A 17,140-nucleotide genomic window follows, 5' to 3' on the forward strand; every position below is an offset into this window, starting at 1 on the left:
TTCTCAATCTCCTCGATCTTATTATAAAGAAATTTTTATATATTTAATTAACTTCTTTTTCTTTTGATGGATTCTTTTAGATTTTTGATAGAAAGGAACTCACAAGCTAAAATACTTGCAGGAGAAGAGGCTTTGTTGGAATCCGTAGCTTCTGGAGGAGAGCCTACTTTAAGATTTGTAATCTTTGATCCTACTGCAGTATTAGTAGGCTATCATCAAGCCGTTGAACAGGAAGTCAACGTGGAGGAAGTTAAGAGGAGGGGTTGGGAAATAGGTAGGAGACCTACTGGTGGTGGGACAATTATAATGGGACCTTTTCAACTTGGTTGGGAAATTTACGCAGAATCTTCCATTATAGGTAACCCAGAGGAGGCGATAAGAAAAGGTGCTGAAGGAGTAATCGTTACTTTGAAGAAGTTAGGGCTTAACGCTAATTTTAGACCTAAAAACGACGTAGAGATTAACGGTAGGAAAATTTCCGGCATAGGAGCTTTCTCAATAGGCAAATATGTTTCCGTAACTGGAACAATATTATTGGACTTCAACGTTAATGACATGGTTTCTACCTTAAAGTTAAGTTCCGAAAAATTAAAGGATAAAATAGCTAAGGATTATAAGGAGAGAGTAACGTGGATTAATAGGGAGAGGAGCCCTATTGATATGGAGGAACTAATTTCAACGGCTAAAGAAGGTTTCGAAGAGGCATTAAAAGTTAAACTTATTGATGGAAAGTACACAGATAAGGAGATTGAGGATATTAATACCTTATCTTTAAAGTATTCCTCTCCAGAATGGATTTTTAACACTAGAATTCCACTAAAAGGTGATATAAAATATGCCGAGGAAAAGTTCCCTGGAGGATTAGTTAAAGTTCAAGCTAAAGTTCAAGGAAAGGTTATTGAGGCAATTTTGATTACTGGAGACTTTTTCGTTGAACCTAAAAGGGCAATTTATGATTTAGAGGCTAGGTTAAAATGGTCTTTGGTGGACGATATAGAGAAGGAAGTAAGAGATTGGTACTCTCAAGTTAAAATTATTGGGATAAAACCGGAAGACTTAATTAAAGTGATAAAGGAGGCTGTAAGCAAGTGAGGCCAATCTACTTTTACGCGCCGTCCTTAAAAAGATACGAAAACGAATATTTTACGTCTAGATCGGGTTGGAAGGCAATTTCGGTAACTGGAACTTATTGTGCGTTTAGTTGTAAGCATTGTAATAGGAGAGTCTTAGAAACTATGGCTGACGGCTCTACCAGGGAAAAATTCGAAAAGGAAATTTCTACTGCAAAGGAAGGAGTAATAATCTCTGGAGGCTCAACTGCTAGGGGAGATGTTCCAGTTTGGAAATATTCTGACATCCTAAGAAGTAGAAAGGATTTAACAATAATTGCACATACTGGAGTAGTTAAGAATGAGGAAATTGCAAGGAAATTCAAGGAATCTGGAGTAAAGATTGCGTTATTGGACATGGTTGGAGATAACGAGACTATTAAGGAAGTACTAGGTCAGCCTTTTACGGTAGATGATTACTTGAATTCTTTTAAATACTTAAAGAAAGAAGGAATAAAGATCGTTCCTCACGTAATCATGGGTTTAAGTAAAAAAGGAGAGGAAGGGGACTTAAATGCAATAAGGTTATTGAAGGAAGTTAATCCGGACGCAGTAATAATAGTAGGTTTAATGCCTTTAGTTGGGACAGCATATAACGAAATTTCTCCACCTTCTCCTTCACATTTAATTAATGGACTTAAGTTGGCTAGAGATTTATTTAACGTCCCAGTAATGTTAGGTTGTGCTAGGCCCTTAGGAAGTAAATATAGTGAAGTTGAGAAGTTTGCAGTTGATTATGACGTGGATGGAATAGCTTTTCCAGAGGAAAATACTATAAAATACGCTGAAGAAAAAGGAAGAAAAGTAATCTTAAGTAATGCTTGTTGCAGTAACGTAGTTTATGACTTTATTTTACGGGTGTCCATATGATAAGTAGTCCAGATTGGGTTAGGTTAAGTTTCGGGGCAGACATGGTTTTAGGTTTCAGCCCCGGAAAATTTCTAAAGGGAGCGTTAAATACTACAATAAATCTCCTAGAGTACTATCCTGACGGATGTAAAGCAAACTGTATCTACTGCGGTCAAGCCAGAGAAGTAGCTAAAGGACCAGAATGCAAAACGTTAATAAGAGTTGAGTGGCCTCTAAGAAAACTTGACGACGTGTTAAATAGAATTAAAGAAAGGGAAGGAAATCCTGAATACGGACTTCAAAGGATATGCGTAGGGCAGTTAGCTCATCCAAGAGCTTCTCCAGACGCAATAGAAATCACTAAAAGAATTAGAGAGAAGGGAATAGAATTACAAATATCTGAACTAGTAACTGCAACATATACTTTTAAACAACATATGATCGAAATGAGAAAGGCAGGGGCAGACATGATAGACGTTGCAATTGATGCTGCCAGTAAAAGAGTTTTTGACCAAGTTAGAGGAAAGCCAGTGAGAAGTATGCATAGATGGGAAAGGTACATTCAAGCAATTGATGAAGCTGTAGAGGTGTTTGGCAAAAAGAACGCTGGAATTCATTTAATTGTTGGCCTAGGAGAGACTGAAAAAGAAGCTGTCGAGTTAATTTGGTACGCTCATAGTAGGGGGGCTAAAATAAGCTTATTTGCGTTCTATCCGGAAGTGGGAACTCCTATGCAAAACAAAAAGCCAGTTCCACTAAATGTTTACAGAAGAATTCAGTTAGCCAGATGGTTAATAGAGAATGACCTAGTTAAGTTAGAGGACTTTACTTTTGACGAAGAAGGCAAGATAGTTGATATAAATATTCCCCAAGACCTGAGCTTAAAGGAACTTGCGCCGGCCTTTATGACGAGCGGGTGCCCAGGTTGTAATAGACCTTATTCTAACGAAAGGCCAGGAAGTGTATTGAAGAATTATCCTTGGTATCCAGACGAGAAGCAAACCTTATCTGCAATAAAGGCAAGCAAAATACCATCTTTAATAAAGAGGTTTGTAAACTGAATGCTCCTAAGTTATTTTTCTAGCGGTTTTCCTTCTCACGTTAAAGGTAAAGCTTTAGATCTTTCTTCGGATGACATGGAATATTTTTATTCTCCGTTTGACGGTAGAATTGAAAGAATTGAAAAATTTGTAGTAGGTAGACCAAATAAATTTGCTAAAGTTAATTACGATTACCTTATTCTACTAAGGAGAGAAAACGGCAAACTAATAAAGATACTCCATGTAGAACCTTTCATAACTGTTGGAGAAGAGATAAAGAAAGGAGATAAGCTAGGTAAGTTTCTGATTAATCCTTACACTGGTGGAGATTTCCTTCACGCACACATTGAAGGTCTAAGAATAAAATTCCCTAAGCTCACTAAATACGATGAAAGGGGAATAGGTAAAGTAGTAAATAAATGTAAAAGTTACTTTGACGTTGAAATAATAACCTATTCTACTGCAGGGAATTTAAGGGGATTAGGTTGTTGTGGCGGATTATTAAATGCAAGCTTACCTTACGCAGGATATGGCGGAATAATAGGTATAGACAAGGTAAACGAAGTAAAAATAGGGAAAATGAAATTTTTCGTTCATAGTGTTAAGAAAAGAAATATAATAATGTTTGAAGCGAGGAAAGGATTAATAAAAAACTGGGAATACACACCATCATTTAAAGTGCTTGAAGGCAAGCCAATATATGGTTTTCCTCTCTTCGAAGCTGTTCTCTCAATTAATTCTCTTCCTAGAGTTAGATTTTTTATAAAAAATTCTAACTTTAATGAAGGAGATGAAGTAGACGTTTGGGAACTAATTAACTCTCCAAGTAGCTTATACTCTTAGCTCCACTTTTCATAAAGCATTACTTCTTCTGGACTTTTAACAGCCTTAGGCTTTGGTTTATATTCCGGATCTGGGTAACCTAAAGAAAGTAGAGTAACTAAAACTTTTTCCTTAGGTATGCCTAAGATTTTCTTTGCAGTTTCGTTCTCATAAGCGGCAACCCAACCTACTCCTAAACCTACTGCGTATGCTGAAAGAACGAAATACATGGTCGCATTAACAACGTCTACCATCCAAGTGTCTGGACTTACGTCTGGCTCTCCTACAACTGCTATATTAACTGGAGCGAGTAATAAGTGAGATGCCCCTTTATGCAATTTTGAAAGCTCTTCCTTAGTTTTATCATCCCTTATTATTATGAACTTCCAAGGTTCTCTATTCATGGAGTTAGGCGCGTGATTTGCCACATAAATTAACTTTTTCAAAAGCTCGTTATCTACGTCTTTTTTCTGGAAACTCCTAATGCTTCTTCTATTCATAAGAAATTCCAGTATATCTTCGCGCATAATATTATAACAAAGGGTCATCTTTTAAGTTTACTTAAAGGCTCTGACCTCCTCCCCGCCAGCGAGGGTTCCCTTAGGGCGGTTCATTGGTTTGCGATTTACCGCCTTCATTTTCATCACTTCATAGCTAGTGGGTGATGACACCCACTCCATTCGTCCAGCGGTAGACCGCGGGCTAGGCCTTCAGCCCATTACCCCTATCCCTCACTGGGAGTTGCCTAAACTCCCAGCTCCTAGGGACTCGGGGATATGTAGGATTTATCGCACCATTCAAGTCTGCGTTTCCATGCGGGGACACCTATAGAGGCCACACTTAGCATGTCCATCATCGTGGGCTTTCCCGCGTAGTTCCACAAAACCTTAAAGTATTTCAAGGCTTTACCCCCGCCCCTAGAAGGGGTGAGGCTTGTCGTTTATTTGTCACCTTTAAAGCAAGTTACTGGAACATTCTCCTTCACGTATGGCGTCCTTATCTAATCTAATTGCTTGTTTTACATTCAAGTTTCTCAATACGTTCCTTACTTCGTCCAGCGAATCATTTTGCGATTACAACATAGGTAAGGTTCCCTTTAATTCTTCAAAGACCTTGTTGTTTAACTCTCTTTCTCTTTTTATTTCAGAATCCTCAGCTTTCGCTTGACTTATTGCTTCTGTCTTAATCTAAGTTTCTTCTCATTGATCTTTTTATAACTAAGGTCATATATTTTACCTATTTCACCTAGGTAATTAAGTCCTCTCAGAATTTTCTTTGTAAATCGCTTCTCCTAGAAAGCAATATTCATCTTGTGAAGAGGGGCTAGAAACTACTTATATAAATTTCTTTCTCTAATAAACTTTCCATAATACGATAACTTTTTACCTAAAGTGTTACAGGGTGTTAAAGATTAATATACAATAATATTGTCTCATAACTTAAAAAGCTTTTATGTATTACAGTAATTAATGAAGGGTTTATATATCCTTAAAGATAGTCTTATCTCAGTGAGAAAAAATGGTGGTTGCGAAAGTATTGGCAACAATTGGTGGAATATTAACACTAATAGCTGGAATAGTAGACATTGCAACCAGAAATCCATTGGCTCACTACATATACGGACTTAACGTAATAAGCGGAAGTATAATGATTTACCTAGGAATACTTGGCATTGTTGCAGGATTAATGACGCTATATGGAGAATACAAGAATGATAGAGACTTCGTAATTGCCGGCGGAGCATTAGGATTAGCAACTCCAACTGAATTCTCCTTACTAAGCTTAATCGGAGGACTATTGATGCAGAAAGAAAAAGTTAAGGCTTAAATATGCCAGCAATAAGGTGAGAACAAATTAAAGTTAATTTTTGTTTTGTTAGGTAATTTTCTCGAATTATGTATAATTTTGTTTATATAGTAGACTATTGGATGGTTTATCTTAATAATAGGTTTAGGTTGAAATTATAGTTGTTATAATAAAAATCCTTCCATTAGAAAAGTCAAGCTATCGTAATCAAAAATCTTTACAACTTCTTTCTCATCAAATATGAAAGCCGCAGCTCTACCCAATTGGCAATATAATGAGCGGGACAACGTTAACGCCCAATGATCTTCTTGGAAGGTACTGGTCCAAAGACGTATTTCGTAAGATAATATAGTATCTTGGCAATAAGAATATTAGTATAGGTATTCTCCTGGCGATTAATAAAATGAAATTAACTTGTATTGGAAAATTTTAATAAATTCTAGATTTAAACGAAAAAGCATTTATTCGTAGTGGAAGAGAAATATAATATATGCAACTACCAAAAGAAATCGAAGATTTAATAAAGAAAGAAGCCAAAGAGAGAGGAATTGATGAGGAAGTACTCTTAATAGATAAGCTTTCTAAAGACCTAGATCCTCAAACTAGGTATAAATTGTACAAGGAAAAAGCTAAGGAGCTTTTAGCAGAGGCAAAGAAGTATCTAGAAAGTAAGGACTTTATTCAAGCCTCAGAAAAAGCTTGGGGAGCTTGTGCCTCTATTGTCAAGGCTTACGCTGAAAAAAAGGGTTTAGAGCACTATAGGCATAGGCAATTGGAGGAAATAATGAGTGGTATTATTTCCCAGATGAACGGAGATAAGGAGTTAATATCTGAGTGGTCAACTTGTTTGCGTTTACATTCTAATTTTTATGATAATTTCATGACTGAGAAGGATTTATATTCCTCGATCGAACTAGTTGAGAATTTCGTAAAAAATATGGAAAGGATACTGGAAATGAAAGATAGGGATTTATAGAGGGCAACCAATATTGTAACAATCTGAAAAAGTATTAAAATTCTGCGTTAACTTTCTTCTTTAATTCCTCATCATTCGATATAATTTCTAATCCATTCTCTAACGCTGTTGTAACGTGAATGGAGTCTTCAACATCTATATTGTATTTTCTAACGTTTTCAATAATTTTACTCCACTCGGGGAGATCTAAATATTCTATTCCTAAAGATTCAAGGGCCGTGATTACTGTTTTAACAAAATTATAGTCCTTTAGCGATTTACCTAGCATTTTACTTAATACTATTATTAGCAAAAATGGAGTTATGATGGAAGTGTATTTAACATCTTTAATGCTAAGCCACTTCTTTGCCCTCTCACCATGTATATTATCGCCAGTTAGATAGTATACGAAAACGTTTATGTCAATGTATTTTCCCTTACTTGTCATTTAACAATACCTCAGTTAACGCTTCCTTTAGTAAATTATCTACATCCACGTCTCCCAAATCTTTCCTAAATATTCCATAATATTTGTCAACGTCTACTACTATAGGCTCTAGTACTATTTTAGAATCCTCCACCCTCAATTTTAATTTCTTACTTTTAATTAGTTCTCTCACTTCTTTAGGTATAGTAATTCTGCCCCTATCATCAATTGTTAATATAAACTCCTTACCCATAATTACCCATCTAGTAACCCATAAATATAAATTTTCCGTTTGTTTGACCAGTAAGTAATGAAAACCAGTGCTGGTAGTAAACACCGCCTGCCAAATTCTATAACAAGGAGTTAATTGGCATCGGTTGACTTGACGACTAAATATATTTATCATTATAATCATTATAAATTCAGATAAGCTTATATCTTACATAATTTTCACTATCTGCACTATTTATTCCATCAAGGCTCATTTTAACATATTTTATGGTGTTTATATAATATCTTGAATAAAAGGATTAAATTCTAAGAAAGAGAAGATAATAGTGCAATGTTAAAGGCAATAATGTCCTCAAACCTTAAAACGTTAGATGTAAATGCAACGTTAAAGGATGCGGCAGAATTAATGGTCTCTTCTGGAATAAGGAGAGTTCCAGTAACTGTAGCAGGGAGCATTATAGGAGTAGTTTCTGCCAGGACTGTAATAAAGGAGGCAATTAGTAACCAAAACTGGGCTACAGAAAAGCTATCTGACGTAGCGAAGCCAGCAATAACTGTAGATCCCGATACTCCTTTCAGGACCGCGGCAAAATTAATGTTAAAATACGGCGTAGGTTCTTTAATTGTTAAGGGACAAGGTATAGTAACCGAAAGAGACTTAGCAAAAGTTATTCCAAGAGTTACAATACCCGCAATTTCCGTAGGCACTACAAACGTGTTTACGTTACCTTCAGATTCCACCGTAATGGATGCAGCAAAGAGCATGATATCCTTGGGAATTTCTCACATACCTATAACTTCCGGATCTGACGTAACAGGCATGGTATCCCTTAGAGACGTACTTAAGGCAATTCATGAAGGAAACATTACTGGAAAGCTTTCCGACATTGCTTCTAAGAGCTTAGTTTACGAAGATATTGACGCTTCGGTAGAAGACATAGCCGACTTAATTGTATCAAAATACGTTGGAGCAGTACCGCTCTTCGAAGGAGAACCTAAAGCTGCAAACTTACGCGGAATAGTAACTGAATGGGACTTAGTAAGGCTTTACGCAACAATGGTTAGAGCTCACGTGCTAATTAAAGCTGAGCCATCAAAGATAAAGGGGTTAGTTGCAGCATTAATGGCTACTCCTAGGGTTTACGATGTCGCAATAGTTTACGGTCCTTACGATTTGTTAGTTACAATAGACATTGAAGACCCAGACTTAATAGGAACTACGGTAATTAATTCAATAGCGTCATTGGCTGGAGTGAAGGAAACTACAACGCTAATAGAAGCTGAGCAAATCTAATTTCTTTTTATTGAAACGAGGCTTATAGTGTAATTTTGTGACACTATTTGCAAATGTACTAGGTAGTGGACGGTTTTCTTGCTTGGCTGAATTCAGTCGGAATTAAGCTAGAAAGCGATCTTTTGACGATAACGTTATTTCAGCAACTCCAACCGCAAGAAGCATGTTTAGCAAAATCTCTAAAGACCTTGGTGAATGGGGTGAGAGGATCTGAAAGAGGCGTGTATATAAAATAAATAGCTAAGGTTAGAAAAAGATGAGACTGAGAGCTAATCAATTGGCTCATGAAAAAATACGCATCGCTTTTACTCGCGCTAATTCAGTCACGGACTAAGTGATACACGCTCACCAGTAACTCTCTAGCCAGTGCAGAAGTAGTCTTTGAAGTGCTCAGAAATTCACTCTATTATGCTACGATTTTCATGAAATTAACATACGACTAGATTAAAAGTGACTCCTATAATATTCATAAAATAATAAAATCTATAAATGGTTTATTTAACTAGATAATTTATAATTTCCTTTTTACCCGCTTAGGATCTTGACGTTTTATTGCTTTCTAAGTCTTTTTAAGAAAAAACTATAAGAAATGATAAAAAAGAATTATATAAATTTTACTTCCTTAAGGATTAATAGGTAAATATTTATAAAAAAGATAGATATAATCACTCATGAGAAAAAATGAACCTAAAATTTTTGGTGGGATTCCTAGTACTAGGTATAATAATTCTATCTGCAATAACTTTCCTCAATTTTACCAGCATAGTAGCACAAGATAAAGGAGACCAACAACCTAAGGGACCTATAGTTTACACTTACGACGAGTACAACGGGACTTATTTCCCTCACATATTGACCGTCGTTTATTACCCTTGTAATGCAACTTGCAGTAACTTAGGTTTTCCATCAGTCTGGCCAGTGAGCAATGAAAACCAATGCCATAATGCAGTAGTAAATACTACTTGCCAAGCCTTATTAGAGGGAGTTGACTGGCAATTACCGTTGCTCAATTACGTAGGTGGAGTCGCAATTCCGTTATCGACACCTCCATGCAAATTACCTTGGGCACAACAACTTGGAGTAAAAGGAGCATTAGTCTACTATACTCAAATGGTTGGTGAACCTCTGGGAGTTACTTTAGCTTGTGGATTACTCTACGCAACAGAGGATAGCATGCCTGGGAGCATAACTGCAATTAACCCGGTAACAGGGAAAATTGTTTGGATGGCTAACGGCCTAGCAGGACCTGCAATGAATAACCCGGTAGTATGGCACGGTATAGTTTACGTCTCAGTTGGCGGAGTCTGCTTTACCTTCTCACAGTTTGTGCACTTCGAAGAGCATCAGTACTGTAAGATACACAGAGGTAGATGCGGAGCAGTTTACGCTTTTAACGCGACTGATGGCCAGTTATTATGGATGAGATTCACTTATGGCGAGGCAATGCCTGCCCCAGCAATTTATGACGGAATTTTAGCTTACGTAACCGGTGGAGGCTGTTTTGTAGGAGTTAACGCAACTACTGGACAAACTCTATGGGTAGACCACTTCCCAGGGTTTATGGCAAACATGGCAAGCGTTAATTATTACGTATTACCTAACGGTACTCCACTATTCATAGCAGGCTTTACTTATGCTGCACCACCTTACGGTTACATAATTGCAGTTAACGGATTAAACGGCCATGAAGCCTGGAACGCGACAATGCCTGCACCTTACATAGGAGCTAACACGGGATTAGGAGATGTAGCGCCTGCAGTTGACCAACAATTAGGAATAGTTGTTGATAACGATATTGCAAACTTCTCTAACGGTTACGTTGATATGGTAACTTTTGCATTAAATGCTACAAACGGCAAACCTTTATGGGCTGTTAACACTGGCAGAGGACCAATACCACCTGCATATAAAGGTGGAATGCCGTTAATAGTAGGCAATGTAGTTTACGACGGTAACCCATCCTTAGGAACAGTTAACGCAATATGTATAAAGACCGGTAAGATATTATGGTCTACAAAATTACCGTGCTTACAAACTCCTCCAAAGTTCCCCGGAGGACCTAGAGGCTCGCCAACATATTATCACGGCTTACTATGGGTATCTGCTGGACAATACGTTTACGTAATTAATCCGAAGAACGGAGATATACTATCATTCTATTGGATAGGCGGTAGGTTAGGAATAATGAACCCAGTAATAGCTGGAAATACAATGTTCTTGTCAAACTCTTATGGTTGGATAATAGCAATACCGCTTTCCCAAATATATCCGGCATATATTTATTATTAAATGGAATGAGATAGCTTAGAAATTAATATATCCACTTATTTTTTCCTCTCCTCTTTTCTTTTTTCTCTTCTCATCCTTCTCGTCTTTATTAAGTAGTATGGTACCCATGAAATTCGATAAATCTACAAGTTAATCGTTCTACAGGATTAAGGCTCTTCTTACGTTGATTAAAAGACGGTAAGTAGAAGAGTTGGAAAACTCCAAATATTATTAAAATTATAGATCTTGTACTTGTATATAAAATAAATGGCTCATGATAGAAAAACGACAAACCTCACCCTTCCAGAGCGAGTCAGTAGTCTAGCTCACTCTTCTCTAGCTTTAATCCTAAACTTTCTGCAATCTTTATGTCTGCAGTAACGTCTTCTTTACTAAATGCTTGGATAATGTAAGAGCCTATAATTTCTTCATTATATCTGGTCTGGGGCTTTAGTAAATAGTACCTAGTCTTTTTCTGAGGAATCTTTATTATTTTATTCACATCTATTAACTCAGTGGTTATTTTAGCGTTTGGAAAGATTTCCTTCAGCATTTTCTCTCCAATTTCTGCATTTAATTTTTCCAGCTCTTGAAGCGAGGAGAACTCCTTACCTCTGAACTGTGATACGAGCATATCTTCAATTTCTTTATCTACTTCCTTTCCATCCTTTATTGCGGAGTTAACTAACTTCATTGCTGCGCAGTCTGTATGAGGTAAAAAGATTACTTCGCCTACATTTATTCCCTTGAGTCTCCCTTTTAACTCGTAAATGTTTGCTCCTGCGTTCCTTATTATAATATCGTTTTCGCTTTTTACTCTATTCATCACTTCTTGACTTAGCCTATAATCCATACAGGATATAATTAAACGAACCATATAAAAAGAATGGAGGAGAGTTTATATTTTTTAAATTAAATAAACCTTCTTTCCATTATCTCGGCTATGTTTTGTAAAGGCATTAAAAACTAGGTAAACTGAATTCTTCACTCTAAGTATTGTCTCAAGAAGTTCATTTTTAGTATTCTAGAAATTCGTAATGCGAGTTTGCCAAAGCAAATGCACTGGCTCCTTAGAGTGTGTCCAACAATTTAAATCATTTGAAACTTATTCATAATTAAATTCGACGTTATTTAATAACTCTTAAACAAGCCAACAAAAATCCCACGTTAGGAAAGTTCTACTCATTTATAGTGATTTAATAAAATAGTTGGACGCATTCTCATAAACTTCAGTTATTATCAGTTATTACAAGTATAACATTAAGTAGAAGAAGTAAAAATGGAACTTATATTATAAGTGGAAGAATAAATATTGCTAGCAATAAGTTAAATAATACTATTAACGTTATAATTACATATATTATATTCCTCTGCATAGCAAATTGTATCACTCCTAGAACTACCCTTACCACTGGTGTTGCTATTAGCGCCATTAAGCCTAAAAGTATGAAATCAACCCCGTTACCTTTCCTAATTCCTCTAAATACTTCTTCAGGCTTAACTACTGACGTATTAAACCTTGAATTTGGAGACATGAGTTCAGAAAATTGCGGAGTTATAGATAGTAAAATAAAGCCTATTATTATCAGCGAAACGCTAATCAATACACCTATCCTGAGAGCATATCCAATCACGTCGTTCATGTCCATAATGATACACCCCTAATAATCATCTCTATCCCTAAAAATATCAATATTATGATAAAAATTAGCCTAAGCCTAGTATTCCTGGTCTTTACCAAAACCTTTGTGCCAAGATATGAACCAATAATAACGCCAACTGCAGTAATACCCGCTAGAGCAGGCTCAATATATCCAAATAACCAATATAATGAACTACTGGTAGCAGCAGTTACTCCTATCATGAAATTACTCGTAGTAGTGCTCACCTTCAACGGTAGGTTCATAGCCCAATCCATTCCTATTACCTTCAACGCTCCACTGCCTATCCCCAGCAGACCGGAAATTAGTCCTGCAAAGAACATCACTATTTCCCCTAGCCACCACCTAATTCCGTAATATTTTACCTCCTGCCTCAGTGTAGCGTCGTAATATTCACCGTAAAGTTGAAAGATTTTAGTAGTCCAGTCTGGTTTCATTGGCTTTGGTAATTCAAGAGAGCTTTTCTCTATTTGAGGGTAAACAGAGGATAAAATTACTACGCCAAAGACGATGAAGAGAATAAAGACTAAGTGGTGTTCATAAATCCAATGAGCAAGCAATGAACCTATTATTGCACCCCCAGTAGTTGCTATTTCTAAAGACATTCCTATCCTCACGTTTGTAATTCTATCCTTTATGTAAGCACTAGCAGCGCCGCTAGATGTTGCAATAGTGGATATTAAACTGGCACCAGTGGCATAAGCCATAGGTATTCCTAGGAAAAGAGTATAAATCGGCACTAGAACTGTAGCCCCGCCCAATCCGGTCAAAGACCCTAAAAACCCTGCAATAATGCTAGAGATAAGTAATAAAATTAAAAATTCTACTTCCATCATATGTAGAAGATTTTCCTCATATTTTATAAAATTAAAGATTTAGAAAGTATATTTTTATCATTCTCCTCGTTAAAATTGGACTTAAAACGTAAAAAGACGTAAATTCCAATGGAATACAAGAAATGCTAAATTTTCGTATTTCTTAATGATCTTTTTTCTATTATTTTTGCTGAGGCTACACCTACGAAATATAATACTGAGAGTATAACTCCTATAGTTGTTTCAATTACTCCTCCCGTTGTTCCTGGAGATATTATCCAAGCTATGATAAAAGCTCCCAAAACGCCCCATCTCCAATTCTTTCTCCAACTATCAGCCTTCACAACCTTAACATAAGTTAAAGAGGCCATTACCAAAGGGTATTCGAAAGCAATTCCGGTAACCATCATTAGTGAGACTACTGTTGATACAAAAGCCCTTAAACTAAGCGTTGGCTCAACACCCAAGGCTGTAGTATATAAAACCACGAACTTCATCATTAAAGGAACTATTATAAAATAAGCAAAAAGAGAACCAGAAACAAAAAGCAAAATTGCTGGAACAATAGTATATTTTATCAACCTCTTTTCATGTTCATACAACCCTGGAGAAACAAAACCCCAGAATTCTTTAAGGAAAATCGGTAAGGATATGAAGATCGACATATAAAAAGAAACATAAGCTGAAGCATAAAGTGGATCGAAAGGGTTTAAGTTTAGCAACTTAAGCTGAGGTGGAAGTTCATGATGAATAAAAAATAGCATCAGCTCGTCTGAAAAACTATGAAACAAATTTGGATAAATTATTGGAACAACATGGCCGGAAACTGAGATCGTAGTGTATCCAAAAGCGAAGAATAATATAAATGCTATAAAGAGAGTAATGAAAGCTCTCCTTAACCTAATAGCTAATTCCGTTAAATGAGAGAGCAGAGGCCTTTCTTCGTTCTTTTTTAGTTCAGTTCTTTCTGTCACTACTCTTCAGCCTCTCCAACTCGCTTTGCAGTCTCTTTATTTCCTCCTCAAGTTGTTTAATCTTATAATCCTGAGTAGGTTGATGATAAGGTCTAATAATCGGCTCGTCTGACAAATCTTTCTTGATAGAATTGGTAACTTCGCCAGTTTCGCTCAATTCCCGCATTATTTCATTTTTAAACTCGTTTTGACGTCTTCTTATTTCTTCTAGAGTTTTACCTAAATTTCTCACCGTACCAGCAACGTCCTTCTGCCCTGCCAACAAGAGTATAGCTACAAGTATTATAATTGCCATATCCGATATGTTACCTATCATTTAACTCACCATATGACAATAAAATAAAAACTAATTTAAATTAAAATTAAAACTATTCCTTTATTATTGCTGTTGTTTTTGATTCTTCAACTGCTCTAATTGTTTTTGCAATTCTTGAATCTGCTTCTCTAATTCTGCAGCCTTATCAGTGTTACTCTGAACTTGAGGTTGAGTTTGCTGTTGCATCTGTTGCATTTCTAATTCAGCCTCAAGCCTACCTTTCTTAAACTCACCAACAGCCTTACCCATAGACCTAAACAGCTCAGGAATTTTACTAGTACCAAAGAATAGTATAAGAGCAACAATTATTATTATTGCAATATCACTAGGTTGTAACGCAAACATCTTATCACCTTAAAATGTAACTTTTCACCGTAGTTTATAAATTTTGCCTAAATTAAGTATCATAACTCTCTTATTTTAAGTATATAGTGCTAATAGATTTGATTGCTTAAATAAGTTAAAAATTTTATAAAAATAATAGCCTATTTGAAAATTAACAGAGTTAATTTGTTATATATATCTGTAATGAAGGACGATTTTTTAGGTTAAAATTCTATAATTTATTGATTAATTATGTGTGATTTAAAATTTGGAAAGGTTGAGAGACCAATCCTCGATGACAAGTTTGTGCTCTTAAGGAAAGAGCTCTTCGAAAAGCTTGCAGATGAAAAGTTCTTGTACGTTTTATCCACGCATGATAAAGGGAATTTAAGTAAAAGCTATTTTTACCTTATTGTTGATAAATTAAGAGAAGCTGGCCTATTAATGGAGAACGCGATATCCTTTAGTGCAGTATTACCCTTCAAGGCCAGCAATGAAGGAATTTGGTTTACTGACGGTCTTCTTTATAGAAAAGGCAAGGAATTATTTTATATTAATATGGAATCAGATAAACTAACGTGTAGCTCTTGCCCAATCTATTCCCAATGCATCTACGCCATAAAGACAATAGCTAAAGACCGCGATATACCTTTAATTAAGGAAAATCCTATGGAAGAGTGGAAGTTAATAATAGATTCATTGAAAAAAGAATTTGGAGAGAAAGTTGCTTCTTTAAAGATACTATCTTTTAAATAATTTTAATCGTTACATTGAATATTTTTTATATTGCGTTTTTTATAAAAATTATAATAACTTTAAACTATCTCATTAAATTAATCAGTCCAACGTTTTATCCTTATTACGTAGAAGAACGCTTTTCATCATGTGAATCTAGAATGAGGAAAAAGATCCCCTTGTTAATAGCTCTCGTTGCAATGTTATTTTCAATAATGTTAGCTTTTGAAAACGTACCTCTGGCTCAAAGCTCTCCAACAATAGTTGCATACAAAGTGGTGGGCTCTGCTAATCTTGCAAATCCGGGAAGCTGCAGCTTTTGGAGCGATATACCTTGGGTTAATTTATCATTAACTGCAAATATTCCAAACGCTCCGACCTCAGGTTTAACGCACTATATACTTGTTAAAGCAGCTTGGAACGGAAGCGATATTTTCATCCTAGTCAAATGGCCAGCTCCACACCCTGCGTTCGGAGCTTGGTCTGCGGCAGCTGCTGCATTATATCCGCCTGCTACTGGACCAGGTTTATTTAGAATAATTGAACTGATGCCCGGAACTACTTATAAGTTATTAACAAACTGTACCGGCTATGTTTCAATAGTTAATGGTAAAAGTGAGAACGGAAGGTTAGCTTTCTCTTACAAAGGAGTAACAGTTTTAGCTCCAAACGACACTCAAATTCAAGTATTATCTAATGGAACAATATTATTCTATCATTCGCCTAGACCAATGGAATACGTCTTCTATTGCAATGGCTTATTCTACGGTTATTATACTAACTCCACTTGGTACTACCCGGACAGAGTAGCAATGATGTGGTATATGGGAACTGGAACTCCTACTATGGATGGCATGAATATAGGAGGTAAATATCCAGGCCAAGTTTATGACGGATATAATTTATCAGTTGCTGGTGGATCCTTCAAGATGCCTGGCGGTGCGGCAAATATATGGATGTGGGTATCTGGAGCAACTTGGAACAATGCAACTTACGATCCGGCATTCAAAGTCCACTTATGGGCTAACGAATCATTGACTGGATTACCTTATACAGACCCAGATTGCGGGGGATTTGCTGTCCCACTTTATACTAATAATACTAATATGTATGAAGTGGATTGTGCAGGAATTTGGTATTCACCAGTACAAAGCAGCGGACTTAACGGCTCTTTATTCATGATAAGGACTGGTGCAAAGTGGTGCAATGGGTACTGGACAGTAGAATTCGTTAGATCATTAACTGTGCCATCTAATATAGCAAAGTACGAACCTCAGATAACTCTTAATACCACTTACTATGTAGCTTTTGCAGTATGGCAGGGAAGAGAAGGGGAGACTTTATTTGATAAATCAATAGTAACCCCATTTGTAACCTTAGCGCTATCCACGGCATCTCATCCAACACCGCCTCCACCACTCGTAATAAACCCGACATTGATGACAGTCACAGTAGTTGGAGTAGTGGTAGCAGTAGTTGCTTTAGCAATAATATGGATTGTGTATAGAAAGTGA

At 36.3% G+C, this 17,140-nt stretch carries 20 protein-coding genes and 1 pseudogene; 10 read left to right on the forward strand and 11 right to left on the reverse strand.

Translation table 11 applies throughout. The features are described 5' to 3' along the window. The first annotated feature begins 66 nt into the window (after window positions 1-66). From D1867_RS11595 to D1867_RS11610, 4 genes are read left to right on the forward strand one after another with little or no spacing between them, the layout of a single operon-like run. Window positions 67-1,092 carry a lipoate--protein ligase gene (locus D1867_RS11595; RefSeq protein WP_155864260.1) on the forward strand — a complete coding sequence of 342 codons (1,026 nt, stop codon included), beginning with the start codon at window positions 67-69 and terminating at the stop codon, window positions 1,090-1,092. Then, on the forward strand, window positions 1,089-1,979 hold the full coding sequence (locus D1867_RS11600) for a radical SAM protein (protein WP_338078057.1): 891 nt from the start codon (window positions 1,089-1,091) through the stop codon (window positions 1,977-1,979). The genes D1867_RS11595 and D1867_RS11600 overlap by 4 nt, the downstream gene beginning before the upstream one ends. Further along, window positions 1,976-3,019, forward strand: coding sequence for a radical SAM protein (locus tag D1867_RS11605; protein ID WP_155864261.1), 1,044 nt, complete (start codon window positions 1,976-1,978; stop codon window positions 3,017-3,019). The genes D1867_RS11600 and D1867_RS11605 overlap by 4 nt, the downstream gene beginning before the upstream one ends. Next, entirely contained in the window at window positions 3,020-3,841 is an 822-nt protein-coding gene (locus D1867_RS11610; protein WP_155864262.1) for a DUF8155 domain-containing protein, read from the forward strand. Here the strand turns inward: D1867_RS11610 and D1867_RS11615 are convergent. Both D1867_RS11615 and D1867_RS12530 read right to left on the reverse strand, forming a co-directional pair. After that, a complete protein-coding gene (locus D1867_RS11615; RefSeq protein ID WP_240872261.1) occupies window positions 3,838-4,347 on the reverse strand; it encodes a nitroreductase family protein in 510 nt (169 codons plus the stop codon). The genes D1867_RS11610 and D1867_RS11615 overlap by 4 nt on opposite strands. Before the next feature lie 30 nt (window positions 4,348-4,377). Then, a pseudogene (locus D1867_RS12530) lies at window positions 4,378-4,695 on the reverse strand (RNA-guided endonuclease TnpB family protein); the annotation flags it as partial. Between the two features lie 643 nt (window positions 4,696-5,338). Here D1867_RS12530 and D1867_RS11620 point away from each other — a divergent pair. Next, window positions 5,339-5,647, forward strand: coding sequence for a hypothetical protein (locus tag D1867_RS11620; protein WP_155864264.1), 309 nt, complete (start codon window positions 5,339-5,341; stop codon window positions 5,645-5,647). 143 nt (window positions 5,648-5,790) lie between these two features. Here the strand turns inward: D1867_RS11620 and D1867_RS12655 are convergent, their stop codons facing one another. After that, entirely contained in the window at window positions 5,791-5,913 is a 123-nt protein-coding gene (locus tag D1867_RS12655) for a hypothetical protein (protein WP_276608441.1), read from the reverse strand. 203 nt (window positions 5,914-6,116) lie between these two features. Here D1867_RS12655 and D1867_RS11625 point away from each other — a divergent pair, with 203 nt between their 5' ends. After that, on the forward strand, window positions 6,117-6,602 hold the full coding sequence (locus D1867_RS11625; protein ID WP_155864265.1) for a PaREP1 family protein: 486 nt from the start codon (window positions 6,117-6,119) through the stop codon (window positions 6,600-6,602). 34 nt (window positions 6,603-6,636) lie between these two features. Here D1867_RS11625 and D1867_RS11630 read toward each other — a convergent pair whose 3' ends face one another. Further along, on the reverse strand, window positions 6,637-7,029 hold the full coding sequence (locus tag D1867_RS11630) for a type II toxin-antitoxin system VapC family toxin (protein WP_155864266.1): 393 nt from the start codon (window positions 7,027-7,029) through the stop codon (window positions 6,637-6,639). Continuing rightward, window positions 7,019-7,261, reverse strand: coding sequence for an AbrB/MazE/SpoVT family DNA-binding domain-containing protein (locus D1867_RS11635; RefSeq protein ID WP_155864267.1), 243 nt, complete (start codon window positions 7,259-7,261; stop codon window positions 7,019-7,021). Before D1867_RS11635 ends, D1867_RS11630 begins: the two co-directional genes overlap by 11 nt. Window positions 7,262-7,570: 309 nt before the next feature. Between D1867_RS11635 and D1867_RS11640 the strand changes: the two genes are divergently transcribed. Together D1867_RS11640 and D1867_RS11645 are read left to right on the forward strand one after the other, a co-directional pair. Next, window positions 7,571-8,533, forward strand: a complete 963-nt coding sequence (locus D1867_RS11640; protein ID WP_155864268.1) for a CBS domain-containing protein — start codon at window positions 7,571-7,573, stop codon at window positions 8,531-8,533. A gap of 681 nt (window positions 8,534-9,214) precedes the next feature. After that, complete coding sequence (locus D1867_RS11645; protein ID WP_155864269.1) at window positions 9,215-10,822, forward strand: PQQ-like beta-propeller repeat protein; 1,608 nt, start codon at window positions 9,215-9,217, stop codon at window positions 10,820-10,822. A gap of 292 nt (window positions 10,823-11,114) precedes the next feature. Here the strand turns inward: D1867_RS11645 and D1867_RS11650 are convergent, their stop codons facing one another. From D1867_RS11650 to D1867_RS11675, 6 genes are all read right to left on the reverse strand, one after another. Next, window positions 11,115-11,654 carry a carbonic anhydrase gene (locus D1867_RS11650; protein WP_240872264.1) on the reverse strand — a complete coding sequence of 180 codons (540 nt, stop codon included), beginning with the start codon at window positions 11,652-11,654 and terminating at the stop codon, window positions 11,115-11,117. Window positions 11,655-12,087: 433 nt separating this feature from the next. Next, window positions 12,088-12,450, reverse strand: a complete 363-nt coding sequence (locus tag D1867_RS11655; protein WP_155864271.1) for a DUF1634 domain-containing protein — start codon at window positions 12,448-12,450, stop codon at window positions 12,088-12,090. Further along, on the reverse strand, window positions 12,441-13,298 hold the full coding sequence (locus tag D1867_RS11660) for a sulfite exporter TauE/SafE family protein (RefSeq protein ID WP_155864272.1): 858 nt from the start codon (window positions 13,296-13,298) through the stop codon (window positions 12,441-12,443). Before D1867_RS11660 ends, D1867_RS11655 begins: the two co-directional genes overlap by 10 nt. 125 nt (window positions 13,299-13,423) lie before the next feature. Continuing rightward, window positions 13,424-14,251 (reverse strand): twin-arginine translocase subunit TatC, encoded by an 828-nt coding sequence (gene tatC / locus D1867_RS11665; protein ID WP_338078059.1) that lies wholly within the window; start codon window positions 14,249-14,251, stop codon window positions 13,424-13,426. Beyond that, window positions 14,235-14,567 carry a twin-arginine translocase TatA/TatE family subunit gene (locus D1867_RS11670; RefSeq protein ID WP_155864273.1) on the reverse strand — a complete coding sequence of 111 codons (333 nt, stop codon included), beginning with the start codon at window positions 14,565-14,567 and terminating at the stop codon, window positions 14,235-14,237. The genes tatC and D1867_RS11670 overlap by 17 nt, the downstream gene beginning before the upstream one ends. Window positions 14,568-14,630: 63 nt before the next feature. Then, window positions 14,631-14,912 (reverse strand): twin-arginine translocase TatA/TatE family subunit, encoded by a 282-nt coding sequence (locus tag D1867_RS11675; RefSeq protein ID WP_155864274.1) that lies wholly within the window; start codon window positions 14,910-14,912, stop codon window positions 14,631-14,633. Between the two features lie 231 nt (window positions 14,913-15,143). Here D1867_RS11675 and D1867_RS11680 point away from each other — a divergent pair, with 231 nt between their 5' ends. After that, a complete protein-coding gene (locus tag D1867_RS11680; protein WP_155864275.1) occupies window positions 15,144-15,647 on the forward strand; it encodes a hypothetical protein in 504 nt (167 codons plus the stop codon). A gap of 140 nt (window positions 15,648-15,787) precedes the next feature. Continuing rightward, window positions 15,788-17,140: a cytochrome b558/566 subunit A gene (gene cbsA / locus D1867_RS11685; protein ID WP_155864276.1), complete on the forward strand. Its 1,353-nt coding sequence runs from the start codon at window positions 15,788-15,790 to the stop codon at window positions 17,138-17,140.

This window comes from Acidianus infernus, from assembly GCF_009729545.1.
Classification (GTDB): domain Archaea; phylum Thermoproteota; class Thermoprotei_A; order Sulfolobales; family Sulfolobaceae; genus Acidianus; species Acidianus infernus.